Annotated in this window: 20 protein-coding genes; 10 read left to right on the top strand and 10 right to left on the bottom strand. The window is 42.7% G+C overall.

Annotated elements, in window-relative coordinates; genetic code table 11:
* Positions 1 to 68: 68 nt before the first annotated feature.
* The 4 genes from A391_RS0100940 to A391_RS0100925 are packed head-to-tail and all read right to left on the bottom strand — an operon-like array spanning position 69 to position 3,755.
* Complete coding sequence (locus A391_RS0100940; RefSeq protein WP_019896731.1) at positions 69 to 869, bottom strand: SDR family oxidoreductase; 801 nt, start codon at positions 867 to 869, stop codon at positions 69 to 71.
* Between the two features lie 11 nt (positions 870 to 880).
* Positions 881 to 1,558, bottom strand: a complete 678-nt coding sequence (locus A391_RS0100935; protein ID WP_019896730.1) for a TenA family transcriptional regulator — start codon at positions 1,556 to 1,558, stop codon at positions 881 to 883.
* Positions 1,555 to 3,108: an AMP-binding protein gene (locus A391_RS0100930; protein WP_019896728.1), complete on the bottom strand. Its 1,554-nt coding sequence runs from the start codon at positions 3,106 to 3,108 to the stop codon at positions 1,555 to 1,557. Before A391_RS0100930 ends, A391_RS0100935 begins: the two co-directional genes overlap by 4 nt.
* A gap of 2 nt (positions 3,109 to 3,110) precedes the next feature.
* Complete coding sequence (locus A391_RS0100925) at positions 3,111 to 3,755, bottom strand: thermostable hemolysin (protein WP_019896727.1); 645 nt, start codon at positions 3,753 to 3,755, stop codon at positions 3,111 to 3,113.
* Positions 3,756 to 4,139: 384 nt separating this feature from the next.
* On the opposite strand from A391_RS0100925, the gene A391_RS0100920 reads away from it, so the two are divergent.
* Complete coding sequence (locus tag A391_RS0100920) at positions 4,140 to 6,101, top strand: LTA synthase family protein (RefSeq protein WP_019896726.1); 1,962 nt, start codon at positions 4,140 to 4,142, stop codon at positions 6,099 to 6,101.
* Between the two features lie 3 nt (positions 6,102 to 6,104).
* On the opposite strand, the gene A391_RS0100915 is transcribed toward A391_RS0100920, so the two are convergent.
* Positions 6,105 to 6,539, bottom strand: a complete 435-nt coding sequence (locus A391_RS0100915) for a substrate-binding domain-containing protein (RefSeq protein ID WP_232416123.1) — start codon at positions 6,537 to 6,539, stop codon at positions 6,105 to 6,107.
* 44 nt (positions 6,540 to 6,583) lie between these two features.
* Complete coding sequence (locus tag A391_RS0100910; RefSeq protein ID WP_019896724.1) at positions 6,584 to 7,594, bottom strand: hypothetical protein; 1,011 nt, start codon at positions 7,592 to 7,594, stop codon at positions 6,584 to 6,586.
* A gap of 176 nt (positions 7,595 to 7,770) precedes the next feature.
* Between A391_RS0100910 and A391_RS0100905 the strand changes: the two genes are divergently transcribed.
* From A391_RS0100905 to A391_RS0100885, 5 genes are all read left to right on the top strand, one after another.
* Entirely contained in the window at positions 7,771 to 9,483 is a 1,713-nt protein-coding gene (locus tag A391_RS0100905; RefSeq protein WP_019896722.1) for a sensor histidine kinase, read from the top strand.
* 17 nt (positions 9,484 to 9,500) lie between these two features.
* Positions 9,501 to 10,889 carry a sigma-54-dependent transcriptional regulator gene (locus A391_RS0100900; RefSeq protein WP_019896721.1) on the top strand — a complete coding sequence of 463 codons (1,389 nt, stop codon included), beginning with the start codon at positions 9,501 to 9,503 and terminating at the stop codon, positions 10,887 to 10,889.
* A gap of 177 nt (positions 10,890 to 11,066) precedes the next feature.
* Positions 11,067 to 11,777: a protein-L-isoaspartate O-methyltransferase family protein gene (locus A391_RS0100895; protein WP_019896720.1), complete on the top strand. Its 711-nt coding sequence runs from the start codon at positions 11,067 to 11,069 to the stop codon at positions 11,775 to 11,777.
* 23 nt (positions 11,778 to 11,800) lie between these two features.
* Positions 11,801 to 13,165, top strand: a complete 1,365-nt coding sequence (locus A391_RS0100890; RefSeq protein ID WP_019896719.1) for a TolC family outer membrane protein — start codon at positions 11,801 to 11,803, stop codon at positions 13,163 to 13,165.
* 1 nt (position 13,166) lies between these two features.
* Positions 13,167 to 13,724 (top strand): isochorismatase family protein, encoded by a 558-nt coding sequence (locus A391_RS0100885; RefSeq protein WP_019896718.1) that lies wholly within the window; start codon positions 13,167 to 13,169, stop codon positions 13,722 to 13,724.
* Between the two features lie 51 nt (positions 13,725 to 13,775).
* Here A391_RS0100885 and waaA read toward each other — a convergent pair whose 3' ends face one another.
* Positions 13,776 to 15,035 carry a lipid IV(A) 3-deoxy-D-manno-octulosonic acid transferase gene (gene waaA / locus A391_RS0100880; RefSeq protein ID WP_019896716.1) on the bottom strand — a complete coding sequence of 420 codons (1,260 nt, stop codon included), beginning with the start codon at positions 15,033 to 15,035 and terminating at the stop codon, positions 13,776 to 13,778.
* Between the two features lie 376 nt (positions 15,036 to 15,411).
* Between waaA and A391_RS0100875 the strand changes: the two genes are divergently transcribed.
* The 4 genes from A391_RS0100875 to A391_RS0100860 all read left to right on the top strand — a co-directional run bounded on the left by A391_RS0100875 (position 15,412) and on the right by A391_RS0100860 (position 20,081).
* On the top strand, positions 15,412 to 17,577 hold the full coding sequence (locus tag A391_RS0100875) for an adenosylcobalamin-dependent ribonucleoside-diphosphate reductase (RefSeq protein WP_019896715.1): 2,166 nt from the start codon (positions 15,412 to 15,414) through the stop codon (positions 17,575 to 17,577).
* Between the two features lie 162 nt (positions 17,578 to 17,739).
* A complete protein-coding gene (locus A391_RS0100870; protein WP_019896714.1) occupies positions 17,740 to 18,438 on the top strand; it encodes an NrdJb in 699 nt (232 codons plus the stop codon).
* 190 nt (positions 18,439 to 18,628) lie between these two features.
* Positions 18,629 to 19,036, top strand: a complete 408-nt coding sequence (locus A391_RS0100865; protein WP_019896713.1) for a hypothetical protein — start codon at positions 18,629 to 18,631, stop codon at positions 19,034 to 19,036.
* Positions 19,026 to 20,081, top strand: coding sequence for a beta family protein (locus tag A391_RS0100860; RefSeq protein WP_019896712.1), 1,056 nt, complete (start codon positions 19,026 to 19,028; stop codon positions 20,079 to 20,081). The genes A391_RS0100865 and A391_RS0100860 overlap by 11 nt, the downstream gene beginning before the upstream one ends.
* Here A391_RS0100860 and A391_RS13570 read toward each other — a convergent pair.
* The 3 genes from A391_RS13570 to A391_RS0100845 all read right to left on the bottom strand — a co-directional run bounded on the left by A391_RS13570 (position 20,078) and on the right by A391_RS0100845 (position 21,721).
* Positions 20,078 to 20,860 carry a sce7726 family protein gene (locus A391_RS13570; RefSeq protein ID WP_019896711.1) on the bottom strand — a complete coding sequence of 261 codons (783 nt, stop codon included), beginning with the start codon at positions 20,858 to 20,860 and terminating at the stop codon, positions 20,078 to 20,080. The two genes, A391_RS0100860 and A391_RS13570, sit on opposite strands and share 4 nt — an antisense overlap.
* Before the next feature lie 2 nt (positions 20,861 to 20,862).
* Complete coding sequence (locus A391_RS0100850; protein ID WP_019896710.1) at positions 20,863 to 21,150, bottom strand: hypothetical protein; 288 nt, start codon at positions 21,148 to 21,150, stop codon at positions 20,863 to 20,865.
* Between the two features lie 259 nt (positions 21,151 to 21,409).
* Positions 21,410 to 21,721, bottom strand: coding sequence for an ArsR/SmtB family transcription factor (locus tag A391_RS0100845; protein WP_019896709.1), 312 nt, complete (start codon positions 21,719 to 21,721; stop codon positions 21,410 to 21,412).
* Between the last annotated feature and the right edge of the window lie 32 nt (positions 21,722 to 21,753).

Genomic DNA, 21,753 nt, shown 5'->3' with positions numbered 1-21,753 from the left:
AAAGAATAGCGTTTTTAATTGTGTAGCGACACGATATTCTTTACCTGATTTTTTATTATTTACTTTGTTTATTTTTTGGCAACAAACTCTTTTGCCACTCTTGCTTGTTTTTTAAGACCTAAATTCACAACCCTAGGCATAAAGCCATTGAGCCAAGCAAAGAATGATTCAGGCTGACCAATAAAAACTTCCTGTTGTTGATGTTCTATCGCTTTGACAATAATGGCCGCCACTTTCTCAGGTTCATCAACATTTCCCCCAATTTTAGCCAGCATGGCGAGCGTCGCCGCATCATTCATTGAGGTATTGACGCCACGTGGCGCAATATAGGTGACCCCGATATTGGTATCCACTAGCTCACGACGTAATGCTTGAGAAAAACCATGAATAGCGAACTTGGTCGCGCAGTAAGTTGCATAGTGAGGGAAGCCTAAAGAGCCTAAAATCGAACCTATCATCACAAACTGACCTTGGTTATTAGCTTTAAACTGAGGTAACAGTGCATGTGCGAGTTGGATAGGGGCTGTAACGTTGGTCTCTATCATTTGTGTAATACGTTCAGGGCTTTGATCTTCAAACTGGATAAAATCAAGAATCCCAGCGTTGTTGATTAAGATATCAATATTGCCAAATTGCTGTGTTGCCTGCAGAGCAATTTGTTGTGGAGCCCCCGCAGTTGCAAAGTCTGCAACTAGCGTCGCTGCGTTACCGCCTTTGTTGTGAATTTGCTGCGCTAAGGTTTCAAGTTTATTGGAATCGCGACCAACCAATATCAGCTTTGCACCTTTGCGTGCAAGTTGCAAAGCTAGTTGTTTACCAATACCGCCAGTAGCGCCTGTGAGCAGAATGCATTTGTTTTTTAGTTGCATAGGGTGCCTATTCAATTTTGCATGTATTCAGCTTGTATTGTACGGAATATATCGCCATATAATCTATAAAATATTTTAGCGCTGTGAATGAGCGCCGCTTGATCCTCTGGGCTGGTGATTTGATTGACTAGGCTTTCGTAAAATGACACATGGCTAATATCTAAAGAGCCGTGGGAAAGTAGGTAGCTAAATGCTTTTTTTGGTAAGTTGAGTGAATGCATCAGGGTTTCACCCGCTTGTGTGGCAACCGCTGTGCTTGTACCTTCCAATACCAGTACCATGCCGAAAAACCCAACTGGATTGACGCGGTTGATCATGTCATAGGCATAGGCGACCATGACTTCGGTAGCAAGGCTGGCGCTGGTTGCAGTAGTTGAGCTATGACGAACGGCCTCTTTGTCTCCGCCACATGTTTCAATATCATTCAGCACCCATTCTTGGTGGCCCATTTCTTCTTCAATGTATTCACCAATGGCGGTACGTAGCCATTCATAGTGGGCAGGTAAGCGCCCACCACATGTCATCAGTAGCGGTGTCGTGTGTTTTACGTGATGATAAGCTTGCGTTAAAAATGCGACATAAGTGGCATGAGAGATTTCGCCTGCAGCACCTTTAGTGATGAGCGGTAAGCTTAGAAGTTCTGCACGTTCTTTTTCAGTGGCGTGTAGTAATTTTTGATAAACAGTCATGCGTATTGCCTTTCATAAAGTGCGTTAATTTTTTGTTCATAATATTGCCAAATCATGTCTCTACGGTTTCTGCCATTAGAGGTAAGTTGTTGGTTGGCTAGCGTAAATGGTGCATCTGCGCTTATCCATTGCGTGACTCTGGCGTAATCTGGTAGACCTTGATTGATGTGTTGAATCGCGTTTTCAATCTCTGTAGTTGAGCTGCCTTTTCTGGCGACGATGATGGCAGTGTTCCATGGTTTAGCTTCACCAAATAACGCGGCTTGCGCAATGTAAGGGGAGATTGTCAGTTCACGTTCTACCCATTCTGGCGAAACATTACGCCCAAATGAAGTGATAAAAATGTTCTTTTTACGGCCAGTAATGTTGAGGTAGCCGTCTTCGTCAATATGTCCAATATCACCTGTATGGATACTGTTAGATTGCAAGGCAGTTTGCCCGACGTAACCTAGATAAGCGTTGCCTGTGACAATCACCTCATGGTCGTTAGTAAATTCGACTTTTAGATGAGGTAACACTTTACCTACACTGCCAATTTTATTAAAAGCAGGTGTGTTTAATGCAACCACAGAGGCGCACTCAGAAAGGCCGTAGCCTTCGTATACTGGTATTGATAACGCTTGCGCGCGTTTGAGTAAGTGAGGCGATACTGATGCGCCACCTACTGCTAAAAAGCGTAACGTACTTGGTAACGCTGCATCAGATTCAACTTTGCCTAACTCAAGCTGGCCTAACTCAATTTTGCATACTAGTGCATTGAGTAGCTCTGGTGTGAAAATGGCAGTTGTTGCTTGCGACTCTTTAAGCGCTGTTAATAGTTGTTGAATATTGAGGCCAGAGGCACCACTTAAGCCAATTTCGCTACTAGGCAATAGCACGCAAGTGGCACCTGTGAGTAATGGTGCATAAATACCAGCGATGTTTTCGAGTAAGGTCGCTAGCGGTAATACATTTAAATGAATGTCGTCAGGGCTGACTTTCGTTGCGTCAGCGATAGACATTGCAACATTCATCATGTTGTCTGGGCTTAGGCACACGCCTTTAGGGTTGCCTGTTGTGCCTGAGGTGTAGGTGATCTTCGCAGTATTGAAGGGTAAAGTGACTTTTGCTGATGGTTGCAACTCAAACTGAGTGAGAGTTTTACCAGCGATCACCCATTGCGTTTTGCGCACTATTTTATTTGTGAATAGAGGTTCGAATAGCGCTGGCTGATCGGTCACTACAATATTCGCACCAGCGTCTTGTATGGCGTGTAGCCATTGAGCGCTTGAAAAAAAGAACGGTAACGGAATAAGCGGAAGATTAGTTTCTAATGCCGCTAAATCTAACACTACCCAGGCCGGATGGTTTTCTACAGCTAGGGCAATGGTTGGTTGTGTAATTGTTGATTTTTCTTGGCTAAAGTCACGCCAAGCTTGGCTTTGCATTTGAACCGCAGCTTGCAGTTCAGCATAAGTGAGGCTGCAATCTAGGCCGCGCAGAGCAACTTTATCTGCATGGATAATGGCATGTTTGGCAATTGCCTGATTAATTTTGTGTAGCTGCGTCATGGTTATCGTTCCGTCACGCCTTTCACCGCAATCACTTGCGGTGAATTGTCGTAGTAACTTCCCCATGTGGCTTGCTCTGCAGTATTTAAGCGTGATTTATCGGCGCCTTGTAAAGCATAAACATCACGTCCACCTTTCACTAATCCATTTTGTAAGCTGTGGTGAGCGGTAGCAACACACCATTCAATATTAATGTCTAAGCTGTGTTGAATGATATTGGCGATTAAAACGCCAGCGTTACGAGGGTTAGATACTGCTAAATTACCAATTTCGGTAATTTGATGGCGGGTAATGACACGATTAAAGCGATTGGACATCACCGTTTCAATCGGCGCATCTAAATAGCGCTCTAAAAACAATGGTTCTGTATGTGCTTTGCGCATACCAAATGCCGCGACTAACTCATCGTTTTCATCACGCAGGCTAATCAGTTGCGGCATAAACTGCTGCACATCAGCTCCATACGTATGAGCAAATACGTCATGGATAAATTGTTCAATTTCTTGACGGTCAGGCGCGCCGATTTCTGCGCAGGCTATTTTGATATTGCTTGCGCGATGCCTTTTGGCTGCTGCAAATGGACGCGTTTGATAGGCAGCTTCTGCATTAAAAAATAGTGGGCTTGCATTAAAACTTAGGCTAAGCATTTTATGTCACCTTAATTAAATATGCCTAGAGTTACGCAAAGAGTGTGCCTAATTTTTGTTCAGTGATGCGTATTAAGCAACGTTACTATGCGGGATTTAAATTTATATATATAAATCAATAGATTGTGGTTGTTATACAAAGTTCTTAGCTTGCTGTGTCGGCCTGTGATGGCGAATGATTTGTGAATAATTTGAAACAAGTTATGCAAGAAATGTAGGTAACTTTAGTTTTGCTAAGCCAATTCCATACAAATATTGCATTAGCTCTATTCGTGCCATTTTAAAAACTTCTATCAGAACAGTCGCTTATTGTGATGGCATGGAGATTGCCTAATCAGACGTTCACTTACCAATAGCAGGCCCGCGTGCCTAATCAAACTCTATATGCTTAAATTATTTCGTCACAAACCCTACAGCGTTTCGTTTTCTTTGCTTGTTGTTAGCATCGCATTAAGCATTTGGCTGTTATTGCGTGTTGTATTGAGTGTTCAAGTCGGGCTCTCGCAACTTTCAATAAAAGAATTGATAGGGATTTTCGTTAACGGATTTTGGTTTGATATCTCAGCGCTTGCATATCTGGTGGTGCCTTGGCTATTGATTTCATTATTGATGCCAAATGTTTTGCGCTCTAAAAGATGGGTGAATCATATACGTTGGGGAGTGGCAGGTTTTCTAACTTTTTGTTTGTTATTTGGCGCAGTATCCGAGTATATTTTTTGGCAAGAATTCACAACAAGATTCAACTTTATTGCGGTAGATTACTTAATTTACACCAATGAGGTGATTGGCAATATCCGTGAGTCTTACCCTGTGCCACTCATATTAGTGGGAATTGCGCTCATTGCTTTTTTGATTGTATTTAGCTTGAGCAAGGTGATACGTTTTGAAGCGCAGCAACGCTCAGCTAAACGTAAATTAGGGTTGGCGCTGATGACGATTGCCTTACCTTTATTAAGCTTTCAACTCGCGAACGTCGATCAGATGGCGTTTTCGAAAAACGCTTACGCTAATGAGTTATCTGGAAACGGTGTTTTTAGTTTCTCAGCTGCGGCTAGGCGTAACGAGCTGGATTACGATCAATTCTATAAAACCATTCCACAATCTCAGGCATTATCAGTATTAAAGTCTGTTGGGGTCAATAGAAAAACCACAAGCGCAATCATTGCCGCAGAAAATAGTGCCTTATTAAAAAGCACACAGCTTTCAGGTGCTAACTTAGATGCCAACTTGGCACCGTTTAAGCGGCGGCCTAAAAACGTCGTATTGATTTCTGTAGAAAGCTTGTCTGCTGAATATTTAGGCACTTATGGCAATCAGGAAAATTTAACCCCTTATTTAAATCAACTGGCTGGCGAGAGCTTAGTGTTTGATAAGGTTTTTGCAACAGGGACCAGAACGGTACGTGGTTTAGATGCACTGTCGATTGCAATACCGCCAATTCCAGGGCAAGCAATCGTGCATCGTCCAAACACAGATCATCTTGCTACGATTGGAGAGTTGCTTGAGGTAAAAGGTTATTCAACATTTTTTATCTATGGTGGGTATGGAGTGTTTGATAGTATGAACAAGTATTTTAAAGGTAATGATTATCAGGTGATTGATCGTACCGATTTTGATAAAGCGACGATTCAAAGTGAAAACGTATGGGGTGTTGACGATGAGAGTTTGTTTAATAATTCTCTGCGTATTCTTGATCAGAATGTGAAATCGCAAAAGCCTTTTTTCGCACACATTATGACCACTAGCAATCATCGCCCGTACACCTACCCAGAAAATAAAATAGATTTACCTCAGGGTAATCGCCGCGGTGCGGTGAAATATACAGACTATGCGATTGGCCAATTTATGGAGAAAGCTAAAACTAAGCCTTGGTTTAATGATACTTTATTCGTAATAGTGGCGGATCATTGTGCGTCGGTAGCAGGCAAAACCAAATTACCGATTGCTAAGTACCATATCCCTTTGTTTTTCTATGCACCAGATTTATTACCAGCAGGGCATTACACAAGGATGGCTAGCCAAATCGATATTGTGCCTACTTTGCTTGATCTGCTGGGGACTTCTGACGCGCAACATTTTTATGGGCAGTCAATGTTTGAGGCAGCGCGCAAGCAACTGCCAGAGCGAACATTTGTGAGTAATTATCAGGCCTTGGGATACTACAAAGAGAATACGCTAATCGTCCTTTCGCCCAAGCAAGAGGTGGAAGCCTATCGTATTGATCCGGTTAACTTAGAGGCTGTCGCCGCGCCTATTGACCATCGCTTGATGAATGAAGCGATTGCTTACTACCAAACGGCTGCGCGTGCATATAAGCATGGGGAACTGAAAGAGTATATTGATTAAGCGCTAATTACAGCTAATAGAAGAAGCGTTTGTGCTTATTTCACCGTTGGGGAGCAACCATAACACTGGTCTAACACGATTATCTAGTTTGCACGCATCTGCATAAGCAATGCTGCCAGCGGTTTCCTGTACGTAACGAATCGCAGCTTCATCTGAATACAACACATGCGGAGGTGACACCCCATGGAAATATAAGCCATTCCAGTAATCATTTTGTGCACTTGGCGCACTGCCTAATATGCTGCTTGAAAATTGCAGTCTAAGCGGGTTATCTGAGGGTAAATTAATTGGGTGGATGCGCTGACCGTTCGCCCAGTAGGTTTTCTTACGCCAGTAGATGAGCTTCAGTTCGCCTAGAGAAATACTTTTGCTCGGATTGTCGTTGGCAACGATTACAGCAATGACGGACTTGTCCGCCGCTATGCCAGCTGATTGCAAGCACAGGCCTATTATCAATAGCAATAATGTGATAAATCCGCGCATTAGAACAATACCGCAAATGAAGCTAAGAAGCCGCGAGGTGATTCAGGTTGGTCGTCACTGCCGCCGGTTAATTCCAATTTCAACAATTGTGTTGGTTTCATGCGCCAGGTTGTGCCAATCAACCAGCGCTGTTGATGACCCTCATCTGGGCGATGAAAGGTTTCAAGACGGATAATGCCAAACCAATTTTGGCCAACTGGAAGAGGCACGGCGGTTTGCAAGTAGGCACCATAACCGCTAGTATTGTTGTGAGTGTCCCAGCGTTGAAACGCCTCTCCTAAAAACTCAATGCCTCGATGATTGGTAATAAAGTCCAAGCCCAGCATATGGTAACGAGTATTGAATACATTTCTCTCGTCAAAAGACATGATATTTACGCCAATATTGGCCTGTTGGCCAAACGCGATGCGCGCACCTTTGGTGTTTCTGAATTTTAGATCGTCATCATCTTCATCGATGTCTTTAAGCGTTTCAACAAAAATGGAGTATTCAATCGCGCTATTATCAAGCGGTATTGCGCCAAAGGCCATCATGCCGTTGGCTGCAGTTGGAAACAATCTGCTGGTTGCGACAGGGCGCGAGCTTGTCCATACCAGTGGTGAGGCGTGGAGCTGGTTCCAGCGGCCAGTGGGGGTCAAAAAGCGACCACCACGCAGGTTGATTTTGTCTGATAAGTTGTAATCTAGATAAAATCGCTCTAAATCAATATAGCTTTGTTTGGTGTTAAATTTGTTATCGTCATCCCAAGAGATTGGGTTTTCTAATTCTAATTCACTAAAAAACTTAAAGCGGCTTTCGCCCTCCCAAGTCAAAATCATGCTAATTTCATTAATGGTAGCAGTAGTTTCCGATTCGCGAGGAATCGTAATGCCAGCACTGGTGTAGCCACCTAATCTGAAGCCATCCATGAAGCCTTTTTCTGGGCGTGGGGCATCTTCTGCGTAGGCAGTCTTGCACAGCAGCAGTAGCAGGGCTACACTGCCGATACAGAATTTATTGATTAGATGCATGAACGCTCCAAGCTTTAATATCTGCGATAGCTTTTTTGAAATGAAGTGCATAAGCGGATTATATTCGATATCGGCCGGAAAACCTTGTGGCATATCAAACAACTAACAGCAACAATCATCAATAATACGGACTCACAAGCAGACCAAATATTTTGAATCAATCATTTATAAAATCAATGTCCGTTAAAAAGCTGTTATTGCTTGGCTTTTTGCTTTCAGCGTTGTTGCCAATGCTAATGGTGACATTGCTCACGTTTTTTGAAGCGCGTACGGTATTGAGAGAAGAAATCGTACGCGACATGCAGACACGTGCTAACGCAGCATCACATCAGGTGGATGACATGATGTTTGAGCGCTTGCAAAATATCGTTTCATGGAGTCGTTTGGAGGTGATGGACGAAGTCGTGATTGGCGATTTTGATAAGCGCTTATCAAAATTTCTCAATGAGCTAAAAGTAAGCTATCGCGGTGTCTATCAGTCTATCTATGTTGTCAATAATCAAAATGTTGTGATTGCGTCTAGTGAACCAGCCGATATTGGAAAACCTGCCAACAGCGGGCGACAATGGTTACAGATTTCGTTTGCAAACCGTACGGTACGTTTGTATCAGCTTGCTGAGCAGAAGCTACCTATCGCTAGTGATATTTTGGATGTCAATCAGCAAAAAGTAGGGTCGTTGTGGGTAATTTTTGATTGGCATGCAATTACTAAAATTTTAGACAGCACGGAGAATCAGGGCAGTGCTGCAGCGTTAGTGAATGTGGATGACGAAGCACCGCAAACGCGTATGCTGGCAGAAACAAAGCACTGGAAAAAGATAGTGGCGGCACATGATATCTCGGTGGACTCTGTGATTCAGCCTTCCGCAGAGCCGCCAATTTTTAATTGGGTCGTTTCAATCGCGCAATATCGATCAGTTGTCATGGCGCCAGTGCATCGTATGGGCTATATGTTTATATTGCTGTTGATTATTACAGGTGTACTTGCCGCCGCGTTTGCCGCGCCTTTGTCAGGCCGCATCACTAAGCCCTTAGCAAGGCTGACTGATTACGCTAATCGATTTATGCGCTCGTCACAAAGCGCTCCGCCAGTCGTTGATGGCCCTATCGAGGTGCGTGCTTTGTCCAGTGCGTTTGGCAAAATGATGGATGACTTAACGTTATCTAAGGAAAATCTGACGCGTGCAGCTAAGCTAGCAGTGGCTGGCGAAATGGCGGCTGCCATGAGCCACGAGATTAGAACGCCTTTGGGTATTTTGCGCTCATCTGCACAAGTATTAGCGCGTGAAAAAGGCTTGAGTGTAGAAGGTCAGGAAGTGGTGGCTTTTATTAACATGGAAACCGAGCGTTTAAATAAACTAGTTTCTACGTTGGTAGATTCTGCGCGTCCACGCCAACCAGAATTTGCGCTACATAATATTGTGCCTTTGGTTGAGCATGCCGTGGCAATGCTACGCATGCAGGCCAATAAAAAGGATGTTAACCTAGCAATGGTGGTGAAAAGCCATGGGGAGGCTGCCGTTGCAGAGCAAATACTAGTTGAGTGTGATGCCGAGCAAATTACACAAGTGTTGCTCAATTTGTTGCTCAATGCGATTCAGGTGTTACCAACAGGTGGAAAGGTTGCGGTGTCTATCATTGATGCACAAGATCATGTAGTGGTTAGCGTCGCGGATGATGGCGCGGGCGTAACAGAAGCGCAAAAAGAGCAAATATTCGACCCTTTCTTTACACAGCGTCCAGGTGGTATTGGCCTTGGTTTAGCAGTGTCTAAGCAGATAGTGACTGCTCACTTTGGGTCGCTTACTGTAGAGAAAAGCACGCTTGCCAATACTGGTGCAGATTTTAGAGTGCAACTACCAAAACGGCAGCTACTTAATGATGCCTAATCATAAAAAGCGAGATTATGTCAGACAGTATTAAATATATATTAGCGGTGGATGATGAGCCTAGCATGCTTCGTCTACTAGAGATTAGCCTGCGTCAGGCAGGCTATCAACCATTAACAGCGAGAGACGGTCGCGAAGCATTAGAGGTCATTCAGGCGCAAAAAGTTGACTGCGTGGTGACTGATTTGCACATGCCGCGCATGGATGGCTTGCAGTTGCTAAAGGAAATTCGTAAAACAGATACCGAGCTCCCTGTCATTATTGTCACAGCACAGGGTGAGATTAAATCAGCGATCGAAGCAATGAAAAGCGGCGCATCAGATTATATATTGCGTCCTTTTGATTTGGAGGAGCTAGAGCTCGCCATTAAACGTGCTTTATCTTTCTCTCGTCTGGTCGTGGAAAACAAGTTCTTGCGTGAAGAAAAGTCAGTGAATACTGGCTTAATCGGCAACAGCCCAGTGATGCAGCAATTAACGGCATCTATTCGACAAGTCGCACCAGAAAAAGCGACTGTATTGCTTGCGGGCGAAACGGGTACCGGTAAAGAAGTCGTTGCACGTGCAATTCATGCGGCTTCACCACGTAATAATGCATTATTTGTTGCCGTTAACTGTGCTGCGATTCCGCATGAGATGCTGGAGTCTGAGTTATTCGGACATGAAAAAGGCGCGTTTACTGGCGCGGTTAAAGAGCGTATTGGTAAGTTTGAGTTAGCTGATGGCGGTACTTTGTTTTTGGATGAAGTGACTGAAATGCCTATGCAGCTACAGGCCAAGTTGTTGCGAGCTCTGCAAGAGAATGTAATCGAACGTTTGGGAGGTAATCGCCCAATTTCTGTGGATATTCGCGTGGTTGCGGCGACCAACCGTAACCCGCTTGCGGCGATTAAAGATGGTAAGTTGCGTGAGGATTTATATTACCGATTAAATGTTTTCCGTATTGATTTACCTGCACTTAGAGTGCGTAAATCTGATATTGAAGCACTCGCAGAATATTTTTTAGCTAAACGTCGTGTGGCGATATCAGATGAAGCGATTCAACTGCTGATGCAATATAACTGGCCGGGTAATGTGCGAGAGTTAGAAAATGTACTAGAGCGCGCTGCGATTATTAGTGGTAATCAAATGATTCAGCCAGAGCATTTGCCTGCAGAAATGTTAAATCACTCAGCGGCATTAAGCGCAACTAATTTTGACGCCGATGGACTAACACCCACAAAGCATGCTGACGATGCACCAGCGGCAAATGCCCTGTCTTTACCTAGTTCGGTTGAGGCGCTGGAACGGCAGTTAATTGTGAAAGCATTGGCATTGACGCATGGTAATAAAAGCAAGGCAGCCAAGGTGTTAGAAATTAGTGAGCGCTCCTTATGGTATAAGCTGAGTCAATATGGGATTAGCTAGGATACGGCGATGAGTGTGCTAGATTCACTCATCATTGTGCTACTCGCCTTGTTACGGGCTTTTTACTTGCCTGATAAACCGTATGGATTAGCGTAAAAGTACCTTAGCCAATAAGCACTTGCGCTATAATTAGCATTAAATAAAACACCGTCAATAAAACACGATAGAGTAATCAACATGACACAAACAGCAAAAACAGTAGAACAGCATACACCTGATCAATTTAATGCCAAATTTAACGTAGGTGAGGCTAGATTTAACATGATTGAACAGCAAATTCGCACTTGGGAGGTGCTAGACCCAGTCGTGTTAGCTGTGTTAGATGCAGTGCCACGCGAGAATTTTGTGGCTGAATCTCAGGCAGGCTTAGCTTTTGCCGATGTTGAGTTGCCGATAGGTGAGGGCCAGACCATGTTATCGCCAAAGCTGGAAGGGCGTATTCTTCAAGCCTTAAATATTAAAAAGACCGATAAAGTGTTATTGGTAGGGACTGGTAGTGGTTATCTAGCCGCATTATTGGCTACTTTAGCGCATCATGTATATGCGGTTGAAATTTACCCAGAGCTATCTAACACCGCACAATATCGCTTACAAGCGCAAGGTATCCACAACGTGACACTTTATGTAGGTGATGCGGTGAATGGCTTTGATGTTGCCGCTCCTTACGATGTGATTGTATTTGCTGGTTCATTGCCGTTACGCCCTGTTGCGGCTGAAAAAATGTTAAATGTAGGTGGTCGTTTATTTGCAGTAGTTGGTGACTCTCCAATGATGGAAGCCACTGTGACAGAGCGCGTAAGTGAAGGCTCATATCGTCATGAAACGATATTTGAGACTTGCTTACCGGTGTTAGAGAACGCACCACAGGCCACTAAGTTTGCTTTTTAGTACGGTGTTGATTCAGCGCTAATATGCTCAAAATCCCTCAACTCTTCATCAAACTGACGTTGTTATTGTCAGCATTTGTCTCTTATGCACATGCTGACGAAAAAGCGTACTCATTGATTGAGGTTTATCAGCAGGCTTTGGAAAATGACCCTACATTAGCGTCAGCATTAAGCGCTAATCAGGCCGCGCAAGAGGCAATAGAGCAAGCCAAGGCATTATATCGTCCTACGGTTACTTTAAATGCGGGCGCCAATGCTACCCAAACCGATATTCGGTTTTTAACTGGGTTTAATCCATTTAGGGCTGAAGGCCGCTCAAATTTTGAGGGCTACAACTACGGTGTGCAGGCGCGTCAGCCGATTTACCGTAAAGATAGTCTAGTCCAAATCGACCAAAGCAAAGTGCAAGTTAGCCAGGCCGATAAACAGCTGAATTTGAGTAAGCAAGACTTGATACTACGTGTGACGCAAGCGTATTTTGATGTGTTATTGGCACAAGACAAAATCGAGTTAATTGTTGCGCAGAAAGCCGCCATTTTAAGCCAGTTAGAGCAGGCTAAAGCTAATTTTGAGGTTGGTACAGCTACGATTACAGACGTTAATGAAGCGCAGGCACGTTTTGATTTAGTGTTTGCACAGGAAATAGCCGCTGTTAACGAGCACCAAATTGCCAAGCATGCCGTGCAGGCGATTACAGGCAAAGCACCGCAGAAGCTTGCTACAGTAAAAGCGGACATGGCCACCACAAGCCTAGCGCAAGGCTTAGATAAATGGCTAGAAGTCGCCACACAGAATAACCTGAACATTCAGATTCAGCAGGATGCACTGGCTATTTCTTCCCAAGAAGTAGAGCGTTTAAGAGCAGGGCATTTGCCTACATTAGATGCGGTAGCGAGCTATACCAATAACTATGCCAATGGCAGTGCCAATGGGTTAGGTAGTGAGCTAAAGACCTCCACCATTGGTTTGCAGTTAGAGATTCCGTTGTATCAAGGTGGAGCCGTCAGTTCGCGTGTGCGCCAAGCGGTGCTTAATCAGCAAAAAGCGCAAGATGATATACAGATCGCACGTCGCAGTGCAGAGTTAGAAACGCAGCGTGCATATCTCAACTTAAGCTCCAGCATTGCCCAAGTAAAAGCTTACGAGCAAGCGTTGATTTCTAGTCAAAGCCAAGTAGATTCGACTAAATTGGGTTATGAGGTTGGTGTGCGTACCAGTGTCGATGTACTGAATGCACAGCAACAGTTATTTAGTGCTAAACGTGATTTGTTACAGTCGCGCTATAGTTACTTAGTGAACATCATTCGTCTTAAAGCGATCTCTGGTGTTGTAGCAGAGCCTGATTTGGCAGATATTAATCAACAGCTGGTCATCGTAGGGGCGCGCTAACGTGCAATATACCACTCAAAAAGCGAGCGTTACATTAAGCCAGTTAGCCATTGTGGATGTGCAGGCTAAGCTAGCGGCTGTGATGCCTGTGGCTGACATGCAAGCAGTGGTTAAAAACTGCAGCATCTTGTTGCAAGCGGCCAATATGCTCAATGTTGCTTATATTGTCACTGAGCAATATCCACAAGGGTTGGGGCCTACAGTGCCTGAGCTAGCTTCGTTGATTCAACAGCCACCGGTTGAAAAAATCACTTTTTCCTGTGTAGCTGAGCCTAAGTTTAATCGACATTTGACGCGTGATCATTCACAAGTAGTGCTGGCAGGGATGGAAGCGCATATCTGTATTTTACAAACAGCGCTAGATTTACTGAGCACGGGTAAACAAGTGTTTGTGGTAGAAGACGCCATCATTTCACGCAACCCAGCCAATAAAGCGAACGCCATCGAAAGAATGCGTAGCGCAGGTTGTGTGATTACCAACACTGAGTCTTTAGTGTTTGAATGGCTAGGTGTGGCTTCAGGCGATGCATTTAAGGCGATGAGTAAGCTGATTCGCTAATACTAGTGACGCGAGTCTTAAATTACGCATATTTTGGCGTTAATATTCACCTTAAATATATGGTCTAAGCAGGTTTAAAGTTCTTTCCGTCGCACCACGGTTACGTTCACTAAATTGAAGGCTTGCTACACTCATGGCTTGCCTTTGTTCATCGTTTGCAAATAGTTGCTGTAATTTTGTGCTTAACGCTTCTACATTTTGCACGCGATCAGCCGCCCCCGCGATCACTGCCATTTGTGCCGCTTCTTCAAAGTTAAAGGTATGTGGCCCCACTAAGACAGGTTTCCCCATGCTACATGCTTCAATCAGGTTTTGTCCGCCCAATGGTAGTAAGCTGCCTCCGATAAACGCTACATCACAACTCGCGTAGTAGGTGAACATCTCGCCCATAGAGTCGCCAAGTAGATAATTCACACGATTGAAATCAGCGGCTTCATCATTCATGCTGCTGCGCCGTATGAATGAGTGATTAGATTTTCTTAATAGCTCAGCTACTTCATCAAAGCGCTGCGGGTGCCTAGGCACAATCATGGTGAGCAAGTTCGGGATATTAGCCTTGCTGACTGCTTCAATGATTAAGGCCTCTTCCCCATCGCGCGTGCTGGCCGCTAAAAACACAGGGCGTGTAGCCCCTAATTGTTTACGTAGTTTTTCGCCTAACTCATGCGCATGCTCATGCGGAGCGACATCAAATTTGATATTGCCGGTAATGGTTATCTCAGTGGCCCCTAATTGATTTAGGCGCGTAGCATCGGCCTCTGTTTGTGCGCCAATCTTGCTTAAGCTTTGCAAGCCTTCTGTGAGCACTTTGCCCAGCTTGCGATAGCCTAAGGCAGATTTCTCTGAGAGCCTCGCGTTGGCAAGCACTAAAGGAATGTGGCGTTGATGACAACCAGCAATTAGGTTAAACCAAAGCTCCGTTTCCATTAATACGCCAATACTAGGCTTAAAGTGTCTTAAGAAACGGGTAACGGCAAATGGCACATCATAAGGTAAGTAAACTCTAGTTACTTTGTCTCCAAACAATTGCTCACTAGTGGCGCGGCCAGTTGGGGTGGTATGCGTCAGTAAAATTTGATGCTGTGGATATTGAGATAATAATGCGTTGACTAAAGGCTCTGCCGCGCGGGTTTCGCCCACAGAAACACAATGCAGCCAAATCACGTGTGCTTGCACTGGCGTATGATAAAAACCATAACGCTCACGCCAATGCGCTAAGTATTCAGGTTGCTTTCTCCCGCGCCAAAGTAGTTTAAGCGGCGTGAATGGCAGCAGTATAGATAACAAGCAAGTGTAGAGATAACGCGTCATTTTGTATGTGAGTGTGATGCAGTTGCAATATAGAGTTGTTGTATTTTCGCACAGTTTATTTCATCTGGTTTTTTAAGGTGAATTGCTGCGTATTTTATTTAGCAATTGCGCTAAGCCAACGCCAGTGCGGTGTTGATTTTTCGCAAGAGAAATCTGTCTATTTTGTTAAAAATATTTATTCAAAAACAGCTTGACCTACCACTACAGAATGATTAAATTACTAAAAAAACACAATATATAGTGGTTGTCATGTAGTTCTAAAGGTGTGGTAAAGTTAGTGTGTGCTTACCATCTTTCACTGCGCTGCCGTTAAATAATACAGACTTATCTCATTGTTTTATCATTGATTTAAGTCTACCAATAAGAGGGTTAAATAATGCTAAAAGCTGTAGATACTGCTAAGAATTCAAACACAGAGGTTGAAAAAGAGATTCCAATTCAACCTGTTTCATTGGATATTTGGGATAAAAAATACCGTTTGAAATCTAAGCAGGGCGAAAATGTTGATCAAGACATGGACGCTTCTTATCTACGCGTAGCACGTGCGCTAGCAGATGTAGAAACCACAGAAGAAAAACGTGCTGAATGGCATGAGAAATTCCTATGGGCATTGCGTCGCGGCGCTATTCCAGCAGGCCGTATTACTTCTAACGCGGGTGCCTTGGAGCATAAACCAGCCACTTCTACCATCAACTGTACAGTTTCTGGCGTGATCTCAGACAGTATGGATGATATTTTAGGCAAAGTGCATGAAGCAGGCTTAACCCTAAAAGCAGGTTGCGGTATTGGTTATGAGTTCTCTACTTTGCGTCCAAAAGGTGCGTTTGTCGCGGGTGCAGGTGCTTACACCAGCGGCCCATTATCTTTCATGGATATCTACGACAAAATGTGTTTCACCGTGTCTTCTGCGGGTGGCCGTCGTGGTGCGCAAATGGCAACGTTTGATATCTCACACCCAGATGTGACAGACTTCATCAAAGCAAAACGTGAAAATGGCCGTTTACGCCAATTTAACTTGTCATGCCTGATCACTAAAGAGTTCATGGAGGCAGTAAAAGCCGATGCTGAGTGGAAACTAGCATTCCCTGTGACAGAAAAAGAAGCGATTGTTGATGCTTTAAATACCAATGACGAAAGCCAAGTAGTATGGCGCGAGTGGCCAATCAAGGGTAAATACCTGACTAAAACAGATGGCGTAGATGCAGGCAAAGTTGCATGCCGCGTCTACAAAACCATTAAGGCACGCCGTTTGTGGGATGTGATTATGTCCTCCACTTACGATTTTGCTGAGCCAGGCTTTATTTTGATCGACCGCGTGAACGAAATGAACAACAACTGGTTCTGCGAAAACATCCGCGCAACTAACCCATGTGGCGAACAACCATTACCACCTTATGGCGCATGCTTGTTAGGTTCAGTTAACCTCACCCGTTTTGTGAAAAAACCATTTACCGATGAAGCTTACTTCGACTGGAAAGAATACCGCGAAGTGGTCGCGATTTTCACCCGTATGCTAGATAACGTGGTGGAAATCAACGGCCTACCATTACAACAACAACGCGATGAAATCATGCGTAAACGCCGTCATGGTATGGGTTACTTAGGTTTAGGTTCTAGCCTCACCATGATGAAAATGAAATACGGTGAAGAAGAGTCAATCAAGTTCACAGAAGAAGTGACGCGCGTGATGGCTGAAGAAGGCTGGAGCGTAGGCGTGCAATTGGCTGAAGAAAAAGGCCCAGCACCGATCATGGATGAGAAATTTGAAGTCACCGCAGATATGCTGGCAAAACGTCCAGAAATGGCAGCAGACGGCATTAAAGTTGGCCAAAAAATCGCAGGTAAAGTATTGTTGGGTAAATACAGCCGCTACATGCAACAGTTCCCAGAAGGCTTGCGTAACCAAATCGCCACTAAAGGCGTACGTTTCACGCACCATAGCTCAATCGCACCAACAGGTACTATTTCATTATCACTAGCTAATAACGCAAGTAACGGTATCGAGCCATCATTCGCGCACCACTACGCACGTAACGTGATTCGTGAAGGTAAAAAATCAAAAGAGAAAGTCGATGTGTTCTCTTATGAGTTATTAGCTTACCGCGAGTTAATCAACCCAAATGCAATGCCATTTAGCGACAAGCCAGAAGAACAATTACCAGAATACTTCCTAGATTCTTCTAGCATCATGGCTAAAGCCCACGTGGATATTCAAGCTGCATCACAAAAATGGATTGATAGCTCAATTTCAAAAACCATTAACGTGCCAACAGATTATGATTTTGAAGACTTCAAAAACATCTATCTCTACGCATACGATAAAGGCTTAAAAGGTTGTACAACGTTCAGATTTAACCCTGAAGCGTTCCAAGGTGTATTGGTGACAGAAAAAGACTTAGAAAGTACTACTTACAAATTTACTTTAGAAGACGGCACTGAGATTGAAGCCAAAGGTAATGATGAGATTGAATATGATGGTGAGATTCACAGTGCAGCGAATTTATACGATGCATTGAAAGAAGGCTACTACGGCAAGTTTTAAGCTGCTTTGTTTGTTAATACGGCGTTGTGTTTAAATTTTTAATCCTCATGTACTACTTGTACATTCCGGTAAAAAATTTAAACACGCCTTGTCTTAACTGCACACGCAACGCTTAAAACAAGAGCGGATAAATGTGAGGGCAACCCTCAAAAGGAAAACAAAATGACTATTAAAATTGATAAAAAAATCGTTAGCTACAACCTAGTGTCAGAAGAAGACAAAGCGAAAGCTGCCGAAGCTAAAGTTGTAGAAGCCACCACTAACGTTGTGCAACTAGGTGAGCCACTAGGCCGCCCAGAGAAGTTGGTAGGCAACACCTACAAAATTAAAACCCCAGTCACCGAGCACGCGCTTTACATCACCATTAACGATATCGTGATGAACGAAGGCACGCCACAAGAGCACCGCCGCCCGTTTGAAGTGTTTATTAACTCCAAAAACATGGAGCACTTTCAATGGATTGTTGCGCTAACACGCGTGATGTCAGCCGTGTTTCGTAAAGGTGGCGATGTGACCTTCTTGGTAGAAGAGCTTAAAAGCGTATTTGAACCAAGCGGTGGTTACTTCAAAAAAGGTGGTAAGTTTGTCCCTAGCCTAGTGGCCGAAATTGGTGAAGTGGTAGAACAACACCTACAAGAAATCGGCATGCTTAAAAAGCCAGGCTTAGATGAACACCAACAAAAATTGGTAGAAGAGAAAAAAGCAGAGTACCTAGAAAAGCACGCTAAATCAGGCGAAGAAGTAAACGAAGAAGGCTTCCCAAAAGGTGCGCAGCTTTGTAAGAAGTGTAATACCAAAGCGAGCATTATTATGGATGGTTGTTTGACTTGCTTGAATTGTGGTGAGAGTAAGTGCGGTTGATTATTAATAATTTGTTTTGAAAGGGTTGTTTGTAAGCGACCCCATAAGTTGCAAGTTTGCCCTCATAAGCTGCAACTAAAGACCCCATAAGTTGAACCATGATTTGGTGTAGCAGAATCATAAGTAAATAGTTGAGCTGTAAATATTTAGTAAACCTGACCAATTAAAAGTAGCGAAATTTGAAAAATTAATGAATAAAATTGATACAGATTCAGCGACTATTCTTGGTATGTGGTTCGGAATCGGTGGCTTTATAACGGGTTTAGCAGGAATTGGCTTAACTCTTTATTTTTCATATGCAACTAATCCGAATGCCTACTATTTAGCTATCTCTGGGTGGGGTGCTGCAATATTAACTACTGTTGCTTCAATATGGGTGGGTTCAAAACTTATCAAATTAGTAGCATCTCAGACTGAGCAGCTTATAACATTAACGAAAAAGCATGCTGATCAACTTATTACATTAACGGAAAAGAATGTTGAGTTACAGAATGAAAAGGAAAGATTGATATCAATTAGTGAGTTTTTGGCATCTAAATCTCTAAAGACAGCTACGCCAAGAAAACCTAAACAAGAAGGTTTAACAAATGAAAATTAAATTTGATGATTTCTCATATTACCCTGCGTTAAGAACAAGGCCTGCTGAAATTGAGGGATACAGTGAGTTAAGAGAGTTAACAAAAAATAAACTAGTACCAATAATGACTTTAGGTGCATGGCCAAAAGCTGAGGGATTGGCAGAGTCAATTGGAAAGCTAATTTCTGCGGTGGGAGATCGTCCTTGTATTGTTGATTTGACCAGGGAAAGTTTATATCAAAATAATGAACTGAAAAATTTGTTGAATCCAGATAGCAACTTTAAATCTTGGTGCGATTTCATTAAATCACATAGTAATTTCATCCCTACAATACAAATAGTACAAGAAGCTAAGCAGTCTCAAATCATAAGGCAAACAAGACTTTTAGAGACAATAGGCTTAAACAAAGTCGCTTTTCGTATAACTGATTATACAAACGATACTACAAAGGTAATTAACGCTATTTCTGCGATGGACTCTCCAGAAAATGCATTAATCATTATAGATGCAGGATATATTCGAGAAACAATGGCAGCCTCTATCGCTGCTTGCGTAGCGGCTATCAATGAAATTCGAGATGAGATACCAGAAGCAATAATAACAATTATCTCGACTAGCTATCCATCAACAGTTACACCTTTTTTGGATGTGAATAGCGATAGGAAAAGTGGGATTATTAATATATTAGAGCGGGAACTTCATCAAGCGATAGGTGTAGATGCTGCTATATATGGGGATCATAGTTCAATTCATTCAAAAGTGTATGTTGCTACAGGTGGTAAATATACTCCGCAGATTGAATACCCATTATTTGATGCATGGGCAATAGAAAGAAGACCAGGTCTAGACGGCGATGGTTATATCGAAACAGCAAAAGCATTGACAATGAAATATCCAGAAATTTTAGACGAAGATTATTGGGGTAGTAAAAAAATTATTAATGTAGCGAGCGGAAATAACAATGGTATGAAAGTACGCTCGAAATGGATAGCAGCACGAGTAAATATTCATATTGAGAAGCAGCTAGAGTTGTCTGTAATGGATGCACTAGATGAAGATTTTTAACTTACTTTTCTAAGTAAAACTGTTTTCTGAATGCTGTCAGCTTGAATACCATATTTCAATTCTAATAAGTGCATATCCAGAAATCTAATATTTTTCTGTGGGGCTGAATTAGAAATGTTAATAATATTGTTTTCTTTATATTCTTTTTTTAATAAACTTTTTTTACTAAGTGCGTACAAGTCGTCAACTTTAGTTTTATCAATTCGCTTTGCCTGAAATTGTTTGAATGTATCTTTATAGCGATGCTTGAGGGAGCATAAAACAAACTGCCTTAGTTTATAACTTGATAGTGATTCACATTGCGAAATTAAATTCTCTCGAGATGTTTCTGTAGAGGAAATTATATTATTTTGCTTCAAAAATGCCACCAATTCAGGCTTGTGAAGAAAGCCACATAATATTCTCTTATTAGTAATTAATTGAGTTTTTCCTCTTTTTACAATGCGAATATATTTCTCTGAATCCAACTCTGTTACCTCCCATAACTCAACGTTAGGAGGAAGAGAGTCTTTAACTGCAGATAAAAATTTTGTAGTGGTGACAACAGTTACCTTATCAAATCTACTTAAATAAGTACTTACTTGACCCTGTAGTCTATTAAGATTGTCAAAGTCGCTTTTGATTTCAAAGGCATGCAACTTACCATTTACAACGGTCAAGTCCGTTCTTCTACTCCAGTTAGCTACCACCATCTCATTGATTAAGACTGCATCATCTAATGATCCGGTCAGATATAACTGATCGATAACTGCTGTTTTGATTGCTAACTCATCTAACATGCTTAAATTTCACTTTTATTTGAAGAAATACGAAAATCATTGATATTTGCAATATTTCCCTCTCTTGATGATTGAAATCTAATACCAAATTTAGAAAGCATGGCTATGACATCTATACCACGGTCTACACTTTCGCCCATCAATATTGCAATAATTGCATACTGAGCTGGAACCTGTTCTTTCTTGGAGTAGTTGGAAACAGAGTTTGCCCTTACGCCAATCAGACTTGAGAATTTCTCAACTGTAATACCTGCTTTACCAAGATGTCGGCGGAATTCAATGTAGTTCATATTATACAATCATGAGATAACCTCATAATATTATGAGGTTATCTCATGATTGTATATAAAAATCTTCAAATTATTGATTTTCAATAATAGCGACTGAATCATTTCATGAAAAATGCCATTAATTCTTATTGCCAAAAATCATCCTCGATTAATAAAAGAAATTCATTGAGTGACGATAATCGGCCCATAGCAGTCATTCAAATTTGAGCTAATTTGGTCTATTTGATTGATTAGAGTTCCGCTAGACATAACAACCTCACTATTCACTTAATACTTCACGTAAGGTAGCTAAAACTTGCTCTACCACCGTCGAGTTACGTTTGTAGTATGTCCATTTACCAACCTTAGTTGATTCGACCAAGTTCGCATCTTGCAACGCTTTCAAACATAATGATGTGGCAGGTTGCGATAGCCCAACCTTGTCCTGAATCAAGCTTGCACACACCCCATACATCTCGTATGGGTAAAGTTGTGTGTAGTCCTTAAACGCCTCATTAGGATTAGCTAACCAAGCCAATATTGCACGTCTTGTCGGGTTAGCTAGCATTTTTAATGCTTCATTTAAATCCATCTTACTCTCACCTTATTGCCAGTGGGAAAGCC

The organism is Methylotenera mobilis 13 (assembly GCF_000384255.1).
Classification (GTDB): domain Bacteria; phylum Pseudomonadota; class Gammaproteobacteria; order Burkholderiales; family Methylophilaceae; genus Methylotenera; species Methylotenera mobilis_B.
Note: the sequence above shows the minus strand (reverse complement) of the source record. Positions and strands in the feature narration are given on the sequence as shown.

Excerpts from the sequence above, each read along its gene's own strand:
- A391_RS0100920 (WP_019896726.1), top strand. The coding sequence starts at position 4,140 with ATGCTTAAATTATTTCGTCACAAACCCTACAGCGTTTCGTTTTCTTTG.
- A391_RS0100935 (WP_019896730.1), bottom strand. The coding sequence starts at position 1,558 with ATGACTGTTTATCAAAAATTACTACACGCCACTGAAAAAGAACGTGCA.
- A391_RS0100940 (WP_019896731.1), bottom strand. The coding sequence starts at position 869 with ATGCAACTAAAAAACAAATGCATTCTGCTCACAGGCGCTACTGGCGGT.
- A391_RS0100890 (WP_019896719.1), top strand. The coding sequence starts at position 11,801 with ATGCTCAAAATCCCTCAACTCTTCATCAAACTGACGTTGTTATTGTCA.
- A391_RS0100865 (WP_019896713.1), top strand. The coding sequence starts at position 18,629 with ATGAATAAAATTGATACAGATTCAGCGACTATTCTTGGTATGTGGTTC.
- A391_RS0100845 (WP_019896709.1), bottom strand. The coding sequence starts at position 21,721 with ATGGATTTAAATGAAGCATTAAAAATGCTAGCTAACCCGACAAGACGT.
- A391_RS0100875 (WP_019896715.1), top strand. The coding sequence starts at position 15,412 with ATGCTAAAAGCTGTAGATACTGCTAAGAATTCAAACACAGAGGTTGAA.
- A391_RS0100900 (WP_019896721.1), top strand. The coding sequence starts at position 9,501 with ATGTCAGACAGTATTAAATATATATTAGCGGTGGATGATGAGCCTAGC.
- A391_RS0100910 (WP_019896724.1), bottom strand. The coding sequence starts at position 7,594 with ATGCATCTAATCAATAAATTCTGTATCGGCAGTGTAGCCCTGCTACTG.
- A391_RS0100860 (WP_019896712.1), top strand. The coding sequence starts at position 19,026 with ATGAAAATTAAATTTGATGATTTCTCATATTACCCTGCGTTAAGAACA.
- A391_RS0100895 (WP_019896720.1), top strand. The coding sequence starts at position 11,067 with ATGACACAAACAGCAAAAACAGTAGAACAGCATACACCTGATCAATTT.
- A391_RS0100905 (WP_019896722.1), top strand. The coding sequence starts at position 7,771 with ATGTCCGTTAAAAAGCTGTTATTGCTTGGCTTTTTGCTTTCAGCGTTG.
- A391_RS0100930 (WP_019896728.1), bottom strand. The coding sequence starts at position 3,108 with ATGACGCAGCTACACAAAATTAATCAGGCAATTGCCAAACATGCCATT.
- waaA (WP_019896716.1), bottom strand. The coding sequence starts at position 15,035 with ATGACGCGTTATCTCTACACTTGCTTGTTATCTATACTGCTGCCATTC.
- A391_RS0100870 (WP_019896714.1), top strand. The coding sequence starts at position 17,740 with ATGACTATTAAAATTGATAAAAAAATCGTTAGCTACAACCTAGTGTCA.
- A391_RS0100850 (WP_019896710.1), bottom strand. The coding sequence starts at position 21,150 with ATGAACTACATTGAATTCCGCCGACATCTTGGTAAAGCAGGTATTACA.
- A391_RS13570 (WP_019896711.1), bottom strand. The coding sequence starts at position 20,860 with ATGTTAGATGAGTTAGCAATCAAAACAGCAGTTATCGATCAGTTATAT.
- A391_RS0100925 (WP_019896727.1), bottom strand. The coding sequence starts at position 3,755 with ATGCTTAGCCTAAGTTTTAATGCAAGCCCACTATTTTTTAATGCAGAA.